Origin of the sequence: Pulveribacter sp. (assembly GCF_032079985.1) — a bacterium.
Taxonomy (GTDB): Bacteria; Pseudomonadota; Gammaproteobacteria; order Burkholderiales; family Burkholderiaceae_C; genus Melaminivora.
The window spans coordinates 97825-117400 of record NZ_DAMATK010000003.1; the positions used below are offsets into that span (position 1 = coordinate 97825).

Annotated in this window: 18 protein-coding genes; all 18 read left to right on the forward strand. The window is 69.6% G+C overall.

Going from position 1 to position 19576, the window contains the following annotated elements:
- Positions 1–152: 152 nt before the first annotated feature.
- The 18 genes from RT282_RS11675 (at position 153) to trpA (ending at position 19556) form a co-directional block, all read left to right on the forward strand.
- Positions 153–1202, forward strand: a complete 1050-nt coding sequence (locus tag RT282_RS11675) for a peptidase U32 family protein (RefSeq protein ID WP_313314234.1) — start codon at positions 153–155, stop codon at positions 1200–1202.
- A 214-nt stretch (positions 1203–1416) separates the two neighbouring features.
- Positions 1417–2310: a U32 family peptidase gene (locus RT282_RS11680; RefSeq protein WP_313314237.1), complete on the forward strand. Its 894-nt coding sequence runs from the start codon at positions 1417–1419 to the stop codon at positions 2308–2310.
- Positions 2311–2345: 35 nt separating this feature from the next.
- Complete coding sequence (locus RT282_RS11685; protein WP_313314240.1) at positions 2346–2870, forward strand: SCP2 domain-containing protein; 525 nt, start codon at positions 2346–2348, stop codon at positions 2868–2870.
- The gene (locus RT282_RS11690; protein WP_313314243.1) at positions 2867–3277 is read left to right on the forward strand and encodes a putative zinc-binding protein; all 411 of its coding nucleotides are present in this window, start codon (positions 2867–2869) and stop codon (positions 3275–3277) included. The genes RT282_RS11685 and RT282_RS11690 overlap by 4 nt, the downstream gene beginning before the upstream one ends.
- On the forward strand, positions 3261–3869 hold the full coding sequence (locus RT282_RS11695) for a UbiX family flavin prenyltransferase (protein ID WP_313314247.1): 609 nt from the start codon (positions 3261–3263) through the stop codon (positions 3867–3869). Before RT282_RS11690 ends, RT282_RS11695 begins: the two co-directional genes overlap by 17 nt.
- A gap of 65 nt (positions 3870–3934) precedes the next feature.
- Entirely contained in the window at positions 3935–5419 is a 1485-nt protein-coding gene (ubiD, locus tag RT282_RS11700) for a 4-hydroxy-3-polyprenylbenzoate decarboxylase (RefSeq protein WP_313314250.1), read from the forward strand.
- A gap of 114 nt (positions 5420–5533) precedes the next feature.
- Complete coding sequence (locus RT282_RS11705) at positions 5534–6898, forward strand: MBL fold metallo-hydrolase (protein ID WP_313314253.1); 1365 nt, start codon at positions 5534–5536, stop codon at positions 6896–6898.
- Positions 6899–7082: 184 nt separating this feature from the next.
- On the forward strand, positions 7083–8012 hold the full coding sequence (locus RT282_RS11710) for a LysR family transcriptional regulator (RefSeq protein ID WP_313314255.1): 930 nt from the start codon (positions 7083–7085) through the stop codon (positions 8010–8012).
- 40 nt (positions 8013–8052) lie between these two features.
- Positions 8053–9474: a 3-isopropylmalate dehydratase large subunit gene (leuC, locus tag RT282_RS11715; protein ID WP_313314257.1), complete on the forward strand. Its 1422-nt coding sequence runs from the start codon at positions 8053–8055 to the stop codon at positions 9472–9474.
- A 27-nt stretch (positions 9475–9501) separates the two neighbouring features.
- Positions 9502–9729 (forward strand): hypothetical protein, encoded by a 228-nt coding sequence (locus RT282_RS11720; protein ID WP_312303477.1) that lies wholly within the window; start codon positions 9502–9504, stop codon positions 9727–9729.
- A 10-nt stretch (positions 9730–9739) separates the two neighbouring features.
- Positions 9740–10390, forward strand: coding sequence for a 3-isopropylmalate dehydratase small subunit (gene leuD, locus RT282_RS11725; RefSeq protein WP_312760264.1), 651 nt, complete (start codon positions 9740–9742; stop codon positions 10388–10390).
- A 75-nt stretch (positions 10391–10465) separates the two neighbouring features.
- Positions 10466–11536 carry a 3-isopropylmalate dehydrogenase gene (gene leuB, locus RT282_RS11730; protein WP_313079830.1) on the forward strand — a complete coding sequence of 357 codons (1071 nt, stop codon included), beginning with the start codon at positions 10466–10468 and terminating at the stop codon, positions 11534–11536.
- A 270-nt stretch (positions 11537–11806) separates the two neighbouring features.
- Entirely contained in the window at positions 11807–12919 is a 1113-nt protein-coding gene (gene asd, locus RT282_RS11735) for an aspartate-semialdehyde dehydrogenase (protein ID WP_313314261.1), read from the forward strand.
- Positions 12920–13191: 272 nt separating this feature from the next.
- Complete coding sequence (locus RT282_RS11740) at positions 13192–15873, forward strand: FimV/HubP family polar landmark protein (protein WP_313314263.1); 2682 nt, start codon at positions 13192–13194, stop codon at positions 15871–15873.
- Between the two features lie 58 nt (positions 15874–15931).
- On the forward strand, positions 15932–16756 hold the full coding sequence (gene truA, locus RT282_RS11745; protein ID WP_313314265.1) for a tRNA pseudouridine(38-40) synthase TruA: 825 nt from the start codon (positions 15932–15934) through the stop codon (positions 16754–16756).
- Positions 16753–17484: a phosphoribosylanthranilate isomerase gene (locus RT282_RS11750; RefSeq protein ID WP_313314267.1), complete on the forward strand. Its 732-nt coding sequence runs from the start codon at positions 16753–16755 to the stop codon at positions 17482–17484. The genes truA and RT282_RS11750 overlap by 4 nt, the downstream gene beginning before the upstream one ends.
- The gene (gene trpB, locus RT282_RS11755; RefSeq protein WP_313314269.1) at positions 17485–18750 is read left to right on the forward strand and encodes a tryptophan synthase subunit beta; all 1266 of its coding nucleotides are present in this window, start codon (positions 17485–17487) and stop codon (positions 18748–18750) included.
- Positions 18747–19556: a tryptophan synthase subunit alpha gene (trpA, locus tag RT282_RS11760; RefSeq protein ID WP_313314271.1), complete on the forward strand. Its 810-nt coding sequence runs from the start codon at positions 18747–18749 to the stop codon at positions 19554–19556. The genes trpB and trpA overlap by 4 nt, the downstream gene beginning before the upstream one ends.
- Positions 19557–19576 lie beyond the last annotated feature (20 nt).

The following is a 19576-nucleotide window of genomic DNA, read 5'->3' on the forward strand; positions in this document are numbered from 1 at the left end:
CTCTGGATCAAACCCCAGCGTTTTCCTCAGGTTTAAAGCCCGGCGGTTGATGCAGGTCAGCGGCGCGCCGGCGGGCGCGGCCTAAGGTGCACGGCTTGTATGTGGCCGGGCGCACCGTCAGCCCCCAGGCCGCCTGCCAGGACCGACTGCCCGTGACTTCCACTCCCGCCCCTGCGCCCCAGGCGCCCTCGCCCGCCATCGCCCCCGAACTGGTCTGCCCCGCCGGCAGCCTGCCCGCACTGAAGGCCGCCATCGACCACGGCGCCGACTGCGTCTACCTGGGCCTGCGCGACGCCACCAACGCGCGCAACTTCGCCGGGCTGAACTTCGACGAGGCGGCCATACAGACCGGCATCGCCTACGCCCACGAGCGCGGCCGCAAGGTCCTGTTGGCGCTCAACACCTATCCGCAGGCGCGCGACCCCGCACCCTGGCGCGCGGCGCTGGACCGCGCCGCGCTGTGGGGCGTGGATGCCGTCATCCTGGCCGACCCGGGCCTGATGCGCTATGCCTGCGAGCGGCACCCACAGCTGCGCCTGCACCTGTCGGTGCAGGGCTCGGCCACCAACCACGACGCCATCAACTTCTATCGCCAGCAGTTCGGCATCCAGCGTGCCGTGCTGCCGCGCGTGCTGTCCATCGAGCAGGTGCGCCAGGTGGTGCAGCGCACGGATGTGGAAATCGAGGTCTTCGGCTTCGGCAGCTTGTGCGTGATGGTCGAGGGGCGCTGCGCCCTGTCGTCCTACGCCACCGGCGAGTCGCCCAACACCCACGGCGTGTGCTCGCCTGCCAAGGCCGTGCGCTGGCAGGAGACGCCTGCCGGCCTGGAGTCGCGCCTGAACGGCGTGCTCATCGACCGCTACGGGACGGGCGAGAACGCCGGCTACCCCACGCTGTGCAAGGGCCGCTTCGACGTGGGCGGCGAGACCAACTACTACGCCCTGGAAGAGCCCACCAGCCTGAACACCCTGGAGCTGCTGCCCCAGCTGGTGAAGATGGGCGTGCGCGCCTTCAAGATCGAAGGCCGTCAGCGCAGCCCTGCCTACGTGGCGCAGGTCACCAAGGTCTGGCGCGAGGCCATCGACCACTGCATGGCCCAGGGCCACCTGTACGCGCCCAAAACGGCCTGGATGGCCAGCCTGGACCAGGTGGCGGAGGGGCAGCAGCACACGCTGGGCGCCTACCACCGGCCCTGGAAATGACGGGCACCCCCCTGGGCGGCTGCGCGGCTTCCCCCTTCTCTCTACGCGCTGCGCGCTCCGGGAAGGGGGACGACACCAGCGCGGCGGGGCGGCCCTTGCGCGGCATCTGCTGGCCTGCCACGCGCCGGTGGCAAACGTTGCGCCTCTTACGCAGCATCGGCCGGCCTGCGGCGCGCCGCATGCACTGCACTACTTGAACATGGGAAATCCTGCGATGAAGCTAGCTTTAGGACCGCTGCAGTACTACTGGCCGCGCGAGACTGTCTTTGATTTCTACCAAGCCATGGCCGAGGCGCCGCTGGACATCGTCTACCTGGGCGAGACCGTCTGCTCGCGCCGGCACGAGCTGCGCCAGGACGACTGGCTGGACATCGCCCGCATGCTGCAGGACGCGGGCAAGCAGGCCGTGCTGTCCACCCAGGTGCTGCTGGAGTCCACCGCCGAGGTGGCGCAGATGCACAAGCTGGCGCGCAACGGCAGCTTCCTGGTGGAGGCCGGCGACATGGGCGCCGTGCACAACCTCACCGGCCGGCAGCCCTTCGTCGCCGGTGCGCAGCTCAACCTGTTCAACGCCGAGTCGGTGGCCTGGATGGCCGAGCTGGGCGCCTGCCGCTGGGTGGCGCCGGTAGAGATGTGCCGGGACGACCTGGCCGCGCTGCTGCAGCAGCGCCCCGCCGGGCTGCAGGTGGAGGTGTTCGCCTATGGCCGCCTGCCGCTGGCTTTCTCGTCGCGCTGCTTCACGGCGCGCCACTACAACCGGCCCAAGGACGACTGCGGCTTCGCCTGCCTGGAGCACCCCGACGGCCAGCTGCTGGCCACGCGCGAGGCCGAAGCCTTCTTGGTGCTCAACGGCACGCAGACCCAGTCGGCGCGCGTGCACAGCCTGCTGGGCGAAATCCCGCAACTGCAGGCGCTGGGCGTGGACGTGCTGCGCCTGAGCCCGCAGTCCAGCGGCATGCAGCAAGTGATCGCCGCCTTCGATGCCGCGCGCCGCAGCGGCCAGGCCGCGCCGGCGACGAGCCTGCGCCCCTTCATGCCCGAGGCGCCGTGCAACGGCTACTGGCACGGCCGACCGGGCCTGGAGCTGGTCTCCTCCGCCGCCGCCTGAACGCCTTTTGTCCCCTTTTTTAGTCGAGCTCCGCCATGCAAGCCCTGCCCCCGCCCTACACCCTGCCCCGCCCCGTGGGCGCCGCCCTGTCGCGCCTGCCGGCGTACCCGGGCTCGGTGCTGCTGGTGGCGGCCATCAACCTGGCGCTGGCGCGCCACCTGCCGCAGGACGTGCACGCGCTGCTGGCGGGCAAGCGCCTGTCGATCCGCGTGCGCGACGCGGGCGTGGCGTTTGACTTCACCTGCACCGGTCAGCGCTTTATGCCCAGCGCGCCGCAGGCTGCGCCCGACCTGGCCATCAGCGCCAATGCGCAGGACTTCGTGCTGCTGGCCCAGCGCCGCCAGGACCCGGACACGCTGTTCTTCAGCCGCCGCCTGGTGATGGAGGGCGACACCGAGCTGGGCCTGGTGGTCAAGAACGCCCTGGACGCGCTGGAGCTGCCTGTGCTGGACCCGCGCCACTGGTCGCCGCGCGCCGTGCTGGAGCGCCGCGCCCCCGAGCTGGCGCGCCGCCTGCCGCGCCTGCCCTCGCTGTCGGCAGTGTTCGGAGCGCGGCCATGAGTGCCGACGCAGACGAGGGCGACGCCCCGCTGCCGCTGGTCTACTCCTGCTCCGGCTGCTCCAGCGCCGCGCAGCTGGCCAACCACGTGGCCGTGCAGATGGACCGGCGCGGCGTGGCCGAGATGTCGTGCATCGCCGGCGTGGGCGGCGATGTGCCCAAGCTGGTCAAGCTGGCCAAGAGCGGCCGCGACATCATCGCCCTGGACGGCTGCCCGCTGGTCTGCGTGAAGAGCAGCCTGGCGCGCCACGGCGTTGCCCCCGCGCGCCACTACCGCCTGCACGAGCGCGGCGTGAAAAAGCGCACCCACCAGGACTTCGACCCGCAGCAGGCGGCCGAGGTGCTGGCCCACATCGAGGCCGACCTGCAGGCCCACCCTTTAGGAACCGTCCATGACGAGCAGCGCTGAACCGCGCCGCATCATCGTCGGCATCTCGGGCGCCAGCGGCGCTGTGTATGGCGCGCGCCTGCTGCAGGTGCTGCGCGAGCTGCCCGCCGTGGAAAGCCACCTGGTCGTCTCCGGCGCCGGCTGGCGCAACCTGCAGCACGAGCTGGACCTGGAGCCGCCCGCCGTGCGCGCCCTGGCCGACGTGGTGCACGACCTGGACAACGTGGGCGCCAGCATCGCCAGCGGCTCGTTCGCCGCCCACGCCATGGTGGTGGCGCCGTGCTCCATGCGCACGCTGGCGGCCATCGCCCACGGCCTGGCGGACAACCTGCTCACGCGCGCGGCCGACGTCACGCTCAAAGAGCGCCGCCGCCTGGTGCTGCTGGCGCGCGAGTCGCCCCTGCACCTGGTGCACCTGCGCAACATGGCCACGGTGACCGAGATGGGCGCCATCGTCTGCCCGCCCATGCCCGCCTTCTACCAGCGCCCCACCAGCGTGGGCGAGGTGGTGGACCACAGCGTGGCCCGCGTGCTGGACCTGCTGGGCCTGGCGCACGAGCTGGCGCCGCGCTGGCAGGGCCTGCCGCCCGTGGGCGCGGCGGCCTACTCCTGAATTGATAGCTGCCAACGCTTTCTGCATAAGCGCTGGAGCCGTATTTCACTCATAACCCCAAAAGCATGCCCTACGACGACCTGCGCGGCTTTCTGGCCCAACTGGAGGCCGGCGGCGAGCTGCGCCGCATCGCCGCGCCGGTCTCGCCCCACCTGGAGATGACGGCGCTGAGCGACCGCGTGCTGCGCGCTGGCGGCCCGGCCCTCTTGTTCGAGCGCCCCACCGGCCACGCCATGCCGGTGCTGACCAACCTGTTCGGCACGCCGGCGCGCGTGGCCCGGGCGCTGGGCGTGGCCGGCTTGCCCGAGATACGCGCCCTGGGCGAGGTGCTGGCGCAGCTCAAGGAGCCCGAGCCGCCGCGCGGCATGCGCGAGCTGTGGGGTCGGCGCGACCTGCTCAAGACGCTGTGGAGCATGGCCCCGGCCGTGGTGCGCCGCCCGCCCTGCCAGCAGATCGTGCAGGAGGGCAGCGACGTGGACCTGCACCAGCTGCCCATCCAGCACTGCTGGCCGGGCGACGTGGCGCCGCTCGTCACCTGGGGCCTGACCATCACGCGCGGACCGGACAAGCCGCGGCAGAACCTGGGGATCTACCGCCAGCAACTGCTGTCCAGAAACGAGCTGATCGTGCGCTGGCTGGCGCACCGCGGCGGCGCGCTGGACTTTGCCGAGCACTGCCGCCGGCACCCCGGTCAGCCCTACCCGGTGGCCGTGGCTATCGGTGCGGACCCGGCCACCCTGCTTGGCGCCGTCACGCCCGTGCCCGACAGCCTGTCCGAATACCAGTTCGCCGGCCTGCTGCGCGGCGCGCGCACCGAGGTGGCCGCCGCCATCGGTGTGCCACTGCAAGTGCCGGCGCGCGCCGAGATCGTGCTGGAGGGCCACATCCACCCCGACGCGGATCACGCCAGCGGCTGGCGCCATGCTTGGGAAGGCCCCTACGGCGACCACACCGGCTACTACAACGAGCGCGCCGAATTCCCCGTGCTGACGGTGGAGCGCATCACCCGGCGCGAGGGCGCGCTGTACCACAGCACCTATACGGCCAAGCCACCCGACGAGCCGGCCATGCTGGGACTGGCGCTGGGCGAGCTGTTCGTGCCGCTGATCCAGCGCGCCTTTCCCGAGATCCTGGACTTCTACCTGCCGCCCGAGGCCTGCAGCTACCGCCTGGCCGTGGTGCGCATCAAAAAGGCCTACGCCGGCCACGCGCGGCGCGTGATGATGGGCGTGTGGAGTCACCTGAGGCAGTTCCTGTACACCAAGTTCATCATCGTCGTGGACGAGGACGTGGACGCGCGTAATTGGTCCGACGTGCTGTGGGCCATGACCACGCGCATGGACCCGGTGCGCGACACCATGCTGGTGGAGAACACGCCCATCGACTACCTGGACTTCGCCTCGCCCGTGGCCGGCCTGGGCAGCAAGATGGGGCTGGACGCCACCAACAAGTGGCCCGGTGAGACCCAGCGCGAGTGGGGCCGCCCCATGGCCATGGACGCGGCGGTGAGTCGCCGCATGGACGCGCTGGCCGAAGAGCTTGGACTGTGAGAGCGAGGTGCTGCGCTGGACGTTGAGCGATCGCAAAGACCTCGGCCCTCCGGGCACAGCCCGCCAACGGACAGCTGCTACGCTAGGCCAGCCATCGACCACGGGAGAGCGCCCATGAGCGTCAGCATCACCTTCCTCGGCGGTGCCGGCACCGTCACCGGCTCCAAGTACCTCGTGCGCCACGGCGGCCAGGCGCTGCTCGTGGACTGCGGGCTGTTCCAGGGCTACAAGTTGCTGCGCCAGCGCAACTGGCGGCCGCTGCCGGTGGCGCCGTACGAGATCGACGCCGTGCTGCTCACCCACGCCCACCTGGACCATTCGGGCTATCTGCCGCTGCTGGCCACGGGCGGCTTCGGCGGGCCCGTCTTCTGTACCCCCGGCACGCGCGAGCTGTGCGCCATCCTGCTGCCCGACAGTGGCCACCTGCAGGAGGAAGAGGCGGCCTACCTCAACCGCCACCACCTGAGCAAGCACGAGCCCGCGCTGCCGATGTACACGCGCCTGGACGCGCAGCACAGCCTGGCGCTGCTGCGCACGCAGCCCGCACACACATCCTTCGAGCCCCTGCCCGGCTGGCGCGCCACGTTCACGCGTGCCGGCCACATCCTGGGCGCGGCCAGCATCCTGCTGGAGGTGGCCGGGCGGCGCATCCTGTTCTCGGGCGACCTGGGCCGCCCCGACGACCTGCTGATGCGCGCCCCCGACGCGCCGCCGGACGCCGATACGGTGCTCGTCGAATCGACCTACGGCGACCGCAGCCACCCGCCGGGATCGGTGCTGGACGAGCTGGGCCCGGCCCTGGCGCGCCTGGCCGCGCGCGGCGGGGTGGCCGTGGTGCCGGTCTTCGCCGTGGGGCGGGCGCAAGCGGTGCTGCACGCCATCGCCCAGCTGAAAGCGCGCGGCGATCTGCCGGCGCGCCTGCCCGTGTACCTGGACAGCCCCATGGCCGTGAGCACCACCGAACTGTTCGAGGCCCACGTGGGCGAGCACAGGCTGAGCCGCGCCGACCTGCACGCCATGGCGCGCGGCACCACGCTGGTGCACAGCGTGGAGGAGTCCAAGGCCCTGGCGCGCCTGCACGGGCCGCGCATCATCCTGTCTGCCAGCGGCATGGCCACGGGCGGGCGCGTGCTGCACCACCTGCAGCTGCACGCGGGCGACCATCGCAACATGATCGTGCTGACCGGCCACCAGGCCGGCGGCACGCGCGGCGCGCGCATCGCCAAAGCCGAGAAGAGCATCCGCATCCTCGGGCGCGAGGTGGAAATACGCGCCGAAGTGGTGCAGCTGGCCACGGCATCGGCCCATGCCGACGGCAGCCAGGTACTGGACTGGCTGCGCGCCATGCCCGCCACGCCGCGCCGCGTGTACGCGGTGCATGGCGAGCTGCCCGCGGCCGACATGCTGCGCCAGCGCATCGAGCGCGAGCTGGGCTGGCCCGCCGAGGTGCCGGAGCACGGCGACACCGTGACGCTGTAGAGATCCAGTCAAAACAGGCTCCAGCGCTTATGCAGCAAGCGCTGGCAGCTCTTCCTTTTGTAGCAACCCACTTCGACCGCACGCCTGGCGACAGGCACCCATCGCGGTTAACGATGGCTAAAACGCCATACACAGGGGACAATGCAGGCCTTGCTTCTCCAAACGAGAAGCCCAGATACCCCTGATGAAAAGCTCCGAGCGCAGTTTTGCGCGCCGTATCGACCTGACCTCATTGCAGCTGTTCGTCGCCGTCTGCGAACTGGGCAGCATCGGCCGCGCGGCGCAGCAGGAGTTCATTGCCGCCTCGGCCGTGAGCAAGCGGCTGTCGGACCTGGAGGCTGCCGTGGGCACGGCGCTCTTGTACCGCCACAGCCGCGGCGTGACGCTGACGCCTGCCGGCGAGAGCCTGCTGCACCACGCGCGCAACGTGCTGTTCGGGCTGGAGCGCATGCAGGGCGAGCTGTCCGAATACGCCGGCGGTGTGCGCGGCCACGTGCGTGTGCACGCCAACATCTCGGCCATCGTGCAGTTTCTGCCTGAGGACCTGGGCGCCTTTGCCCGCACCCACAGCCAGATCAAGATCGACCTGCAGGAGCACCTGTCGCCCGCCGTGCTGCACGCCGTGCGCGAGGGCGCCGCCGATCTGGGCATCTGCCACATCCCCGCCGCCGTGGCCGAGCACGGCCTGCAGGGCCGCACCTACCGCGTGGACGAGCTGGTGGTCGTCGTGCCGCAGGGCCACTCGCTGGCCGGACGCGAGACGCTGGGTTTTGGCGACGTGCTGCAGTGCGACATCGTCGGCCTGCATGCCGGCAGCTCCATCAGCCTGGCCATGCGCGCCGCCGCCGCGCAGGCCGGCCTGCCGCTGCGCCAGCGCATCCAGGTCACCGGGCTGGACGCCATGTGCCGCATGATCGACAACGGCCTGGGCGTGGGCCTGGTGCCCGGCCGGGCCTTTGCGCTGCTGCAGGGCGTGGGCCGGCTGGCGGCCGTGCCGCTCGACGAACCCTGGGCGCGGCGCGAGCTGGCGCTGGTGGCGCGCGACTTCGCCGCCCTGCCCGTCACCGCCCGACTGCTGGCCGAGCACCTGGCGCCGGCGGCGGCGGCTTCCTAGAATTTCCCTACCCATCCCCAACCCACGAGACGAGACCGCCATGGGACGCACCCTGTACGACAAGATCTTCGACGAGCACGTCGTCCACACCGAAGAGGACGGCACGGCCGTGCTCTACATCGACCGGCACCTGGTGCACGAGGTCACCAGCCCGCAGGCCTTCGAGGGCCTGCGCGAGGCGGGCCGCAAGGTCTGGCGCACCAGCTCCATCGTCGCCACGGCCGACCACAACACGCCCACCACGGGCTGGGAGCGGGGCTATGACGGCATCGCCGACCCCATCAGCCGCGAGCAGATCGTCACGCTGGACAAGAACATCGCCGAGCACGGCGCGGCCGCGTTCTTCCCGTTCATGAGCCGGCGCCAGGGCATCGTGCACGTCATCGGCCCGGAAAACGGCGCCACGCTGCCGGGCATGACCGTCGTCTGCGGCGACAGCCACACCAGCACCCACGGCGCGTTCGGCGCGCTGGCCCACGGCATCGGCACGTCCGAAGTCGAGCACGTCATGGCCACCCAGACGCTGCTGGCCAAGAAGGCCAAGAACATGCTGGTCAGAGTGGATGGCCGCGCCGCGCCCGGCATCACCGCCAAGGACATCGTGCTGGCCATCATCGGCAAGATCGGCACGGCCGGCGGCACGGGCTACACCATCGAGTTCGCCGGCCAGGCGATCCGCGACCTGTCCATGGAAGGCCGCATGACGGTCTGCAACATGGCTATCGAGGCCGGCGCCCGCGCCGGCCTGGTGGCCGTGGACGACAAGACCATCGAGTACGTGCGCGGCCGGCCGCTGGCGCCCACCGGCCTGGAATGGGACCAGGCCGTCGCCTATTGGAAGACGCTGCACTCCGATGCGGATGCGAAGTTCGACGCCGTGGTCGAGCTGCGTGCCGAGGACATCGTGCCCCAGGTCACCTGGGGCACCAGCCCCGAGATGGTGCTGGGCGTGGACGCGCGCGTGCCCGACCCCGACAAGGAAAAGGACGCCACGAAGCGCGGCGCCATGGAGCGCGCGCTGACCTACATGAATCTGCAGCCCGGCAAGCCCATTCAAGACATCTTCGTGGACAAGGTCTTCATCGGCAGCTGCACCAACAGCCGCATCGAGGACATGCGCGAGGCCGCCGCCGTGGTCCGCAGGCTGGGCCGCAAGGTGGCGCCCAGCGTCAAGCTGGCCATGGTCGTGCCGGGCTCGGGCCTGGTCAAGGAGCAGGCCGAGGCCGAAGGTCTGGACAAGATCTTCGAGGCCGCCGGCTTCGAGTGGCGCGAGCCGGGCTGCTCCATGTGCCTGGCCATGAACGCCGACCGGCTGGAGCCGGGCGAGCGCTGCGCCTCCACCTCCAACCGCAACTTCGAAGGCCGCCAGGGCGCGGGCGGGCGCACCCACCTGGTCAGCCCGGCCATGGCGGCAGCCGCCGCCGTCCACGGCCATTTCGTCGATATCCGCCAATTCGCCTGACTCAACCCACCTGATCGGAGAACCACCATGAAAGCTCTGAACTCCTTGCTGCTGGCCGGCTTTGCCACCGCCGCCCTCGCCGGCTGCAACACCTGGACGGCCGTCAAGCAGGACGCGCGCGACGTGGGCCAGACGGCCGGCCGCGGCATCGAGCGTGCGGGCCAGGCCACCGGCCGCGGGCTGGAGAAGGCCGGCGACGCCACCGGGCGCGGCATCGAGAAAGCCGGCGAGAAGATCCAGGAAATTTCCAAGTAAGCCAGTCCCCATGCAGCAATTCACCATTCACAAGGGCCTGGTCGCCCCCATGGACCGCGAGAACGTCGACACCGACGCCATCATCCCCAAGCAGTTCCTGAAATCGATCAAGAAGACCGGTTTCGGCCCCAACCTGTTCGACGAGTGGCGTTACCTGGACAAGGGCGAGCCCGGCGTGCCGCAAGAGCAGCGCAAGCCCAACCCCGACTTCGTGCTGAACCAGCCGCGCTACCAAGGCGCCAGCATCCTGCTGGCGCGGCAGAACTTCGGCTGCGGGTCCAGCCGCGAGCATGCGCCCTGGGCGCTGGCGCAGTACGGCTTTCGCACCATCATTGCGCCCAGCTTCGCCGACATCTTCTTCAACAACTGCTTCAAGAACGGCCTGCTGCCCATCGTGCTGCCTGAAGCGACGGTGGACCGCCTGTTCAGCGAGGTCTTCGCCTTCCCCGGCTACGAGCTGACGGTGGACCTGGAGCGCCAGGTCATCGTGCAGCCGCAGGGCCAGGAGATCCCGTTCGAGGTCAACGCCTTCCGCAAGTACTGCCTGCTGGGCGGCTACGACGACATCGGCCTGACGCTGCGCCATAAGGACAAGATCGCCGCCTTCGAGGCCGAGCGCCTGGCCACCAAGCCCTGGCTGGCGCATACCATGGCCTCGTGAGGCATTTCAAGCAAAAACAGCCTCAAACGCTTGCTGGGCAAGCGCGGGCAGCTATCAGTCAGAGAGTAAACAAGCATGAAGATCGCAGTCCTGCCGGGTGACGGCATCGGCCCAGAAATCATCGCCGAGGCCGTCAAGGTGCTCGACGCCCTGCAACTGGGCCTGGAAATGCAGACCGCCCCCGTGGGCGGCGCCGCCTACGAGGCCGCCGGCCACCCGCTGCCCGAGTCCACCCTGAATTTGGCGCGCCAGTCCGACGCCATCCTGTTCGGCGCCGTGGGCGACTGGAAGTACGACACCCTGGACCGCCCGCTGCGCCCCGAGCAGGCCATCCTGGGCCTGCGCAAGCACCTGGGCCTGTTCGCCAACTTCCGTCCGGCCATCTGCTACGAGCAGCTGGTGGGCGCGAGCAGCCTCAAGCCCGAGCTGGTGGCGGGCCTGGACATCCTCATCATCCGCGAGCTGACGGGCGACATCTACTTCGGCCAGCCGCGCGGCCGCCGCACCGCCGCAGACGGGCACTTTCCCGGCGCTGAAGAGGCCTTCGACACCATGCGCTACTCGCGCCCGGAGATCGAGCGCATCGCCCGCGTGGCCTTCGAGGCCGCGCGCAAGCGCAATAAGAAGGTGACCAGCGTGGACAAGGCCAACGTGCTGGAGACCTTCCAGTTCTGGAAGGACGTGGTCACCGAGGTGCACAAGGACTATCCGGACGTGCAGCTGGAGCACATGTACGTGGACAACGCCGCCATGCAGCTGGTCAAGGCGCCCAAGGCCTTCGACGTGATCGTCACCGGCAACATGTTCGGCGACATCCTGTCCGACGAAGCCTCCATGCTCACCGGCTCCATCGGCATGCTGCCTTCCGCATCGCTGAACGACAAGAAGCAGGGCCTGTACGAGCCCAGCCACGGCAGCGCGCCGGACATCGCCGGCAAGGGCGTGGCCAACCCGCTGGCCACCATCCTGTCGGCAGCCATGATGCTGCGCTTCAGCCTGAACCAGGCGGCAGCCGCCGACCGCATCGAGAGCGCGGTCAAGCAGGTGCTGGCCGACGGCCTGCGCACGCCCGACATCTACAGCGCAGGCACCACCAAGGTGGGCACCGCGCAAATGGGCGACGCCGTCGTCAACGCCTTGCGCTGAACGCGCGTTGTCCCCTGAGGGAAGCGGCAGGAATGCCGCTTCCTCTACAATGATCCGCGATGTTTGCCGCCCGCCCCCTCCCCCTGAACCGCCTGCCCGCAGGCCTGGGCGAGCGCGCCATCCGCATCACCTCCACCAAAACCACGACCATTAAGGGCTGACCCAGTCCCGGTATCGTCGTGCGCCCTCCCTGGCCAGACGAGCCGGGGCCGGAGAAACAGCCGCCGGTCGCGTGCGTACTGTTTTCTTAACTTCTGAAGGGCGATTGAAATGAGCAAGCAACTGGTAGGCCTCGTCGGCTGGCGCGGCATGGTCGGCTCCGTGCTGATGGACCGCATGCAGGCCGAGGGCGACTTCGAGCTGATCGAGCCGGTCTTCTTCTCCACCTCCAATGCGGGCGGCAAGGCACCCGCCATGGCACGCACGCACACCCAGCTCAAGGACGCGAACGACGTTGCCGAGCTGTCCAAGTGCGACATCGTCATTACCTGCCAAGGCGGCGACTACACCAAGGAAGTGTTCCCCCAGCTGCGTGCCAGCGGCTGGAATGGCCACTGGATCGACGCCGCCAGCGCGCTGCGCATGGAGGCTGACGCCGTCATCGTGCTGGACCCGGTCAACGAGGGCCTCATCAAGACCAAGCTCGCCGCGGGCGGCAGGAACTGGATCGGCGGCAATTGCACCAATTCCATCCTGCTGATGGGCCTGGCCGGGCTGTTCAAGGCCGACGTGGTCGAGTGGGTCAGCTCCATGACCTACCAGGCGGCCTCCGGCGGCGGCGCCAACCACATGCGCGAGCTGCTCAAGGGCATGGGCGTGATCCACGGCGCCGTGGCCGATGCGCTGGCCACGCCCGCCTCGGCCATTCTGGACATCGACCGCAAGGTCGCCCAGACCATCCGCGAGGACGTGCCCACCGAATTCTTCGGCGCGCCCCTGGCCGGCGGCCTGATCCCCTGGATCGACGCGCAGCTGGACAACGGACAGTCCAAGGAAGAGTGGAAGGGCCAGGCCGAGGTCAACAAGATCCTGGGCACGGCTGATCCCATTCCGGTCGACGGCCTGTGCGTGCGCATCGGCGCCATGCGCTGCCACTCGCTGGCGCTGACCCTCAAGCTCAAGCGCGATGTGCCTCTGGCCGAGATCGAGACCCTGATCCGGGGCGGCAACCCCTGGGTGAAGTTCGTGGCCAACGAGCGCGCGCTGACGGTGAAGGAACTCACCCCCGCCGCCATCACCGGCGGCCTGGAAGTCGGCGTAGGCCGGGTGCGCAAGCTGAACATGGGGCCCGAATACGTCTCGGCCTTCGTGATCGGCGACCAGTTGCTGTGGGGCGCCGCCGAGCCGCTGCGCCGCATGCTGCGCATCCTGCTGCAGCCCTGATCGGGCCATGACCGGCGGCCCTGCGCCTGCCGCGGGGGCGCGCAACGTATGGATACGCGCTGTTACCGTACGTTGTCCCGCACCAACATGAAAAACGGCTTTCCCTCCCTTTCCCCAGGGGCGGGAAAGCCCACGCACCCCGTTAGCTTGTCAGTGCAAACTGTTGCTGATATGGTGCTTTTTACATGTATTCACGCGCCGGCGCGGCCCCTGAAATGACCATAACAAACCCGCCTCTCCCGGCAATCTCCCCTCTTCGACCCGTTGCACCCATGCGTCGCTGGAAATTCTCTGCCTTGGCCACGGCGGCCATCTTGTCCGCCGGCCTGTACGCCACCGAGGCCAGCGCCCTTGCCCTGGGACGCCTGAATGTGCAATCCGCGCTGGGCGAACCCTTGCGCGCCGAGATCGACCTGCCGCAAATCACGCCGGCCGAGGCCGAGTCGCTGCGCGTGGCGCCGGCCAGCCCCGAGGTGTTCCGCGCCCAGGGCATGGAATATTCCTCCGCCGCGCACACCGTGCGTGTGCAGCTGCAGCGCCGCCCTGACGGGTCCATGGTGCTGCGCCTGAGCAGCACCCAGCCCATTAACGATCCCTTCGTGGATCTGGTCATCGACGCCAACTGGAGTTCGGGCCACATCGTGCGCAGCTACACCATGCTGCTGGACCCGCCCTCGCTGCGCCGCCCGCCCGCTGCCGTGACGGCCGCTCCCCAGGTACAGGCCCCGCGCACTCCTGCCCCCGCTCCCATCGCGCAGCGCGCCCAGCCGGCGGCACCCGCTGTAGCCGCTCCCGTGTCGGTACGCCCGCCGGCTGCCGCCCCCGCCGCCGCACCTGCTGCAACCGCCGAGGGCGCTGAAGTGACCGTGCGCGCTGGCGACACTGCCGGCCGCATCGCCAGTGCCCATCGCCCGTCCGGTGTGTCGCTGGACCAGATGCTGGTCGCACTGATGCGCGCCAACCCCGATGCCTTCATCGGCGGCAACGTCAACCGTCTGCGTGCCGGCGCGGTGCTGCAAATGCCCAGCCAGAGCGATGCCCAGGCCACGCCCCCGGCCGAGGCCCGCCGCATCGTTACCGCGCAAAGCCGCGACTTCAACGAATTCCGCCGTCGTCTGGCCGATGCCGCCCCCGCCGCCCAGGTGGCGGCGGCCGAGCGCTCCGCCAGCGGCAAGGTGCAGACCCAGGTCGAGGACAAGGCCCCCACGGGCACCACTCCCGACAAGCTGACCCTGTCCAAGGGCGCTGCCAACACCGCCAAGGCCGACGAGCAGCTGGCGCGCGAGCGGCAGGCGGACCAGAACGCAGCCCGCATGGCCGAGCTGTCCAAGAACATCTCCGAGCTCAACCAGCTGGGCAGCGCCAGTGCTGCGGCCGGTGGCGGCACGGCTCCGCAGGGCCCTGCACCGGGCATCAACGTGCCCGCCCCGGCAGGCCTGCCGGCCTCGGCCGCCGCTGCGGATGAGGCGACGCCCACACCTGCGCCGGCCCAGCCGGTGGCCTCTGCTGCCGACGTTGCCGCACCTGCCGCCTCGGCAGACGCGGTCGCACCGGCCGCGGGCGAGGCCTCCGCCCCGGCCGAGCAGGCGTCCGCGCCTGAGCCTGATCCGGCACCCGCTCCCGCACCCAAGCCTGCGCCGGCGCCACCTCCGGCATACGAAGAACCCAGCTTCTTTGACTCTCTGACCGGCGATCCGCTGATGGCCGGCGGCGCGCTGGCCATCGTGCTGCTGCTGCTCGGCTACGGCGGCTGGCGCGTGGTGCAAAAGCGCCGCAACGACGCCCCCGTGGACAGCTCCTTCATGGAAAGCCGGTTGACGCCCGACTCCTTCTTCGGCGCCAGCGGCGGGCAGCGCGTGGACACGGCCAACAGCGAGCTGACCACCGGCTCATCCTCCATGACCTATTCGCCCAGCCAGCTCGATGCCGGTGGCGACGTAGATCCCGTGGCCGAGGCCGACGTGTACCTGGCCTATGGCCGCGACCTGCAGGCCGAGGAAATCCTCAAGGAAGCGCAGCGCCACTACCCGGATCGCGTCTCCATCCCCGCCAAGCTGGCCGAGATCTACGCCAAGCGCCAGGACCACCGCGCCCTGGCCGCCGCGGCCGGTGACGTGCTGCGCCTGACCAACGGCCAGGGCCCGGACTGGACGCGCGTGTCCGACCTGGGCCGCACGCTGGACCCGGACAACAGCCTGTACCAGCCCGGCGCACACGCCGGCGCCTTGGGCATCGGTGCGGCAGCCGCCGGCGCCGCCGCTGCGGGCGTCGCAGCCAGCAGCTTCGCCAGCACCCTGGAGCAGGAAGACCGCCGGATCGATCCCGCGCCCGAGTCCGTGCTGCCCGACCTGGACCTGGATCTGGATCTGGATCTGCATGAGGCACCTCCGGCCCCTTCCGAGCCCAGCACCTTCGCCGCCGCGGCCGCCAGTCTGAATGCACAGCCTCCCGTCGCCCCGGCCCCGGCTGCCAGCGCCATCCCCGAGCTGCCGGACATGGACCTGACCGCCCCCCCTCTACCAGGTGGCGAGTGGGAAGCTTCAGCCCCTGCCCCGATCGAGTTCTCGCTGCCGGCCGCCAGTGCCCTGCCGACCGAGCCTTCGCCGCTGGACCTGGACGACGCCGGCCTGTCACTGATGGACTCTGCCAGCGCGCCTCTGGCTGCCGAGCCGGAGTCCACGACCGCCGCCTCCACCCTGGAATTTGACCTGGGCGACCTGTCGCTGGACTTGGGCTCCACGGGCAACGCAGAGACCCCCACCATGGCCCAGCCGCTGAGCCATGCCGCCGACGCGCTGCCCGAAGACCCGCTGGCCACCAAGCTGGCGCTGGCCGAAGAGTTCAACACCATCGGCGACAGCGAGGGCGCCCGTGCCTTGGTCGAAGAGGTCATTGCAGAATCCTCGGGCGACCTGAAGGTCCGCGCCCAGCGCTTGCTGGCCAAGCTGTCCTGATGGCCGCATCGCCGTGTGCGCGCGGCGCCAGCCGCGCCACCGGCCGGAGGGTGCCCCGATGAGGATGGCGCTTGGCTTGAGCTACTACGGCCAGGCCTACAGCGGCTGGCAGAGCCAGCCGGGCGGCAACACCGTGCAGGACCACTTGGAGGCGGCCCTGGCCCGCTTCGCCACCCAGCCCGTGCATACCCTGTGCGCCGGCCGCACGGATGCCGGCGTGCACGGCCTGATGCAGGTGGTGCACTTCGACACCCTACTGAAGCGAGAGCCGTTTTCCTGGGTGCGCGGCACGAATACCTTTCTGCCGCCAGGCATCGCCGTGCAATGGGCACAAGCGGTGCCCGACAGCTTTCATGCGCGCGCCAGCGCTATCGGCCGGCGTTATGCCTACGTGCTGTTGCAGTCCAGCGTGCGGCCCAGCGTGGAAGCGGGCCGCGTCGGCTGGGTGTTTCGTCCGCTGGACGGGGCGGCGATGCAGCAGGCCGCCCAGCATTTGCTGGGCGAGCACGACTTCACTTCCTTTCGCGCCAGCTCCTGCCAAGCCCATACGCCGGTCAAGACCCTGCGCCGCATCGACATTTCGCGCCGCAGCCTGGACGATGAGTCAGCCAAAGAACTGCACGGCGTCGTGCCCTGCTACTGGCGCTTCGAATTCGACGGCAGCGCCTTCCTGCACCACATGATTCGCAACATCATGGGCTGCTTGGTGATGGTCGGCCAGGGGCTCAAGCCGCCGGAATGGATGGGTGAAGTGCTGCAGGCCCGCTCGCGCGATGCCGCCGCACCGACTTTTTCGCCCGATGGGCTGTATTTCCTGGGCCCTCAGTACGACCCAGCCTGGGGCCTGCCCACGCGGACCGCTGCGTATGATTGGCTGCCATGAGCAGCAGCAATCTCCTTTCCGCGCCTGCGCGCACCCGAGTGAAGATCTGCGGCCTGACGCGCGAGCAGGACGTGGATGCGGCGGTGGACGCCGGCGCCGATGCCGTCGGCTTCGTGCTGTATGCGAAAAGCCCGCGCGCCGTGACGCCCGCACGCGCCGCCCAGCTGGCCGCCCGGCTGCCGCCCTTCGTCACGCCGGTGCTGCTGTTCGTCAACGCGCCTGCTACCGAAGTAATAGCTGCCAGCGCAAGAGTGGCGGGCGCTTGCGTGCAATTTCATGGTGATGAATCGCCCGAGGAATGCCTGCGCGCCACCGACGGCGGGCGCATTCCGTTTCTGCGCGCCGCACGCATACCCCTGGGGGCCGAGGGTGCGCGCTTTCCCCTCGTAGAATACGCAAGGCAATATTCCCACGCCCGCGCCATCCTGCTCGACGCCCTGGTCGAGGGCTATGGCGGTGGCGGCAAGGCATTCCATTGGTCACTTCTTCCAACAAGCGCCGACTCTCACCTCGTTTTGTCTGGTGGACTCACGCCTGCAAACGTGACCGATGGCATTGCGCAGGTGCGGCCGCGGTGCAAGACGCTCGCGGTTGACGTCAGCTCCGGCGTAGAAGCCACAGGCCCCGATGGCCTGGCCCTAAAGGGCATCAAGGACGCCGGCAAGATCCAACGCTTCATCGCCGCCGTGCGGGCGGCCGATGCGGCACCTGCCATTCTTTCTTCATAAATGTCCGACTACCAGCAACCCGATGCATCGGGCCATTTCGGCCCCTATGGCGGCAGCTTCGTCAGCGAGACGCTGACGCACGCCATTCAAGAGCTGCGCGACGCCTACGCGCGCTACCAGAACGACCCCGAGTTCCAGGCGGAATTCCGCTACGAGCTGGCGCACTTCGTGGGCCGGCCCTCCCCGGTCTACCACGCCGCGCGCACCAGCCGCGAGCTGGGTGGAGCGCAGATCTACCTCAAGCGCGAGGATCTCAACCACACCGGCGCGCACAAGATCAACAACGTGATCGGCCAGGCCATGCTCGCCAAGCGCATGGGCAAGCCGCGCATCATCGCCGAGACCGGCGCCGGCCAGCACGGCGTGGCCACGGCCACCATCTGCGCCCGCTACGGCCTGGAATGCGTGGTCTACATGGGCGCCGAGGACGTCAAGCGCCAAAGCCCCAACGTCTATCGCATGAAGCTGCTGGGCGCCACCGTGGTGCCGGTCGAATCCGGCAGCCGCACGCTCAAGGACGCACTGAACGAGGCCATGCGCGACTGGGTGGCCAACGTGGACCACACCTTCTACATCATCGGCACCGTGGCCGGCCCGCACCCCTACCCCATGATGGTGCGCGACTTCCAGAGCGTGATCGGTCAGGAATGCCTGGCGCAGATGCCCGCCATGCTGGCAAGCCAAGGCATCGCAGCCGAGCAGCCCGACGTGGTGGTCGCCTGCGTGGGCGGCGGCAGCAACGCCATGGGCATCTTCCACCCCTACATTGGCTACGCCGGCACGCGCCTGATCGGCGTGGAGGCCGCGGGCGAAGGCCTGGACAGCGGCAAGCACTCGGCCAGCCTGCAGCGCGGCTCCTCAGGCGTGCTGCACGGCAACCGCACGTACATCCTGCAGGACGAGAACGGCCAGATCACCGAGACGCACAGCATCAGCGCCGGCCTGGACTACCCCGGTGTGGGCCCCGAGCACGCCTGGCTGCAGGAGATCAAGCGCGCCGAATACGTCGGCATCACCGACACCGAGGCGCTGGCCGCCTTCCATCACCTGTGTCGCACCGAGGGCATCATCCCGGCGCTGGAGTCGAGCCACGCCTTCGCCTACGCCATGAAGCTGGCGCCGACCATGAAGCCCGAGCAGTCCATCCTGGTCAACCTGTCCGGCCGCGGCGACAAGGACATCGGCACCGTGGCCGACCTGTCGGGCGCCGACTTCTACGACCGCCCCAGCATGCGCGGCCTCGCCGTGAAGGGGGCCAAGGAATGAGCCGCATCCAGGCCACCTTCGCTGCCCTGCAGGCGGCCGGCCGCAAGGCCCTCATCCCCTACGTGACGGCCGGCTTCCCGTTCGCCGACATCACCCCCGCCCTCATGCACGGCATGGTCGAAGCCGGCGTGGACGTGATCGAGCTGGGCGTCCCCTTCTCCGATCCCATGGCCGACGGCCCGGTAATCCAGAAAGCGGGCGAAAAGGCGCTGGCCATGGGTGTCGGCATGGCGCAGGTGCTGGACATGGTGCGCAGCTTCCGCCAGCGCAACCAGACCACGCCCGTGGTGCTGATGGGCTACGCCAACCCGGTCGAGCGCTACGAGCAGCAGCGCGGCAAGGGCGCGTTCGCCCGCGACGCCGCCGAGGCCGGCGTGGACGGGCTGCTGATCGTGGACTACCCACCCGAGGAATGCGAGCAGTTCGCCTCTGAGCTGCGCTCGCACGGCATTGACCTGATCTTCCTGCTGGCTCCCACCAGCACCGACGAGCGCATACAGGAAGTGGCGCGCGTAGCCAGCGGCTACGTGTACTACGTGTCGCTCAAGGGCGTGACGGGCTCGGGCGCGCTGGACACCGCCGCCGTCCAGGCCATGCTGCCGCGCATCCGCCAGCACGTGAAAATCCCCGTCGGCGTGGGCTTTGGCATCCGCGACGCGGCCACGGCCCAGGCCATCGGCCGCGTGGCCGACGCGGTGGTCATCGGCAGCCGCCTCATCCAGCTCATCGAGGATCAGCCGCACGAGAAGGTGGTCGGTATCACCGTGGACTTCCTGCGCTCGATCCGCAAGGCGCTGGACGCATAATTTCCGCCCCACAAGGAATC

Excerpts from the sequence above, each read along its gene's own strand:
- leuC (WP_313314257.1), top strand. The coding sequence starts at position 8,053 with ATGGGACGCACCCTGTACGACAAGATCTTCGACGAGCACGTCGTCCAC.
- RT282_RS11685 (WP_313314240.1), top strand. The coding sequence starts at position 2,346 with ATGCAAGCCCTGCCCCCGCCCTACACCCTGCCCCGCCCCGTGGGCGCC.
- asd (WP_313314261.1), top strand. The coding sequence starts at position 11,807 with ATGAGCAAGCAACTGGTAGGCCTCGTCGGCTGGCGCGGCATGGTCGGC.
- RT282_RS11720 (WP_312303477.1), top strand. The coding sequence starts at position 9,502 with ATGAAAGCTCTGAACTCCTTGCTGCTGGCCGGCTTTGCCACCGCCGCC.
- RT282_RS11705 (WP_313314253.1), top strand. The coding sequence starts at position 5,534 with ATGAGCGTCAGCATCACCTTCCTCGGCGGTGCCGGCACCGTCACCGGC.
- ubiD (WP_313314250.1), top strand. The coding sequence starts at position 3,935 with ATGCCCTACGACGACCTGCGCGGCTTTCTGGCCCAACTGGAGGCCGGC.
- RT282_RS11710 (WP_313314255.1), top strand. The coding sequence starts at position 7,083 with ATGAAAAGCTCCGAGCGCAGTTTTGCGCGCCGTATCGACCTGACCTCA.
- leuB (WP_313079830.1), top strand. The coding sequence starts at position 10,466 with ATGAAGATCGCAGTCCTGCCGGGTGACGGCATCGGCCCAGAAATCATC.
- RT282_RS11740 (WP_313314263.1), top strand. The coding sequence starts at position 13,192 with ATGCGTCGCTGGAAATTCTCTGCCTTGGCCACGGCGGCCATCTTGTCC.
- RT282_RS11680 (WP_313314237.1), top strand. The coding sequence starts at position 1,417 with ATGAAGCTAGCTTTAGGACCGCTGCAGTACTACTGGCCGCGCGAGACT.
- leuD (WP_312760264.1), top strand. The coding sequence starts at position 9,740 with ATGCAGCAATTCACCATTCACAAGGGCCTGGTCGCCCCCATGGACCGC.
- RT282_RS11690 (WP_313314243.1), top strand. The coding sequence starts at position 2,867 with ATGAGTGCCGACGCAGACGAGGGCGACGCCCCGCTGCCGCTGGTCTAC.
- trpA (WP_313314271.1), top strand. The coding sequence starts at position 18,747 with ATGAGCCGCATCCAGGCCACCTTCGCTGCCCTGCAGGCGGCCGGCCGC.
- truA (WP_313314265.1), top strand. The coding sequence starts at position 15,932 with ATGAGGATGGCGCTTGGCTTGAGCTACTACGGCCAGGCCTACAGCGGC.
- RT282_RS11750 (WP_313314267.1), top strand. The coding sequence starts at position 16,753 with ATGAGCAGCAGCAATCTCCTTTCCGCGCCTGCGCGCACCCGAGTGAAG.
- trpB (WP_313314269.1), top strand. The coding sequence starts at position 17,485 with ATGTCCGACTACCAGCAACCCGATGCATCGGGCCATTTCGGCCCCTAT.
- RT282_RS11695 (WP_313314247.1), top strand. The coding sequence starts at position 3,261 with ATGACGAGCAGCGCTGAACCGCGCCGCATCATCGTCGGCATCTCGGGC.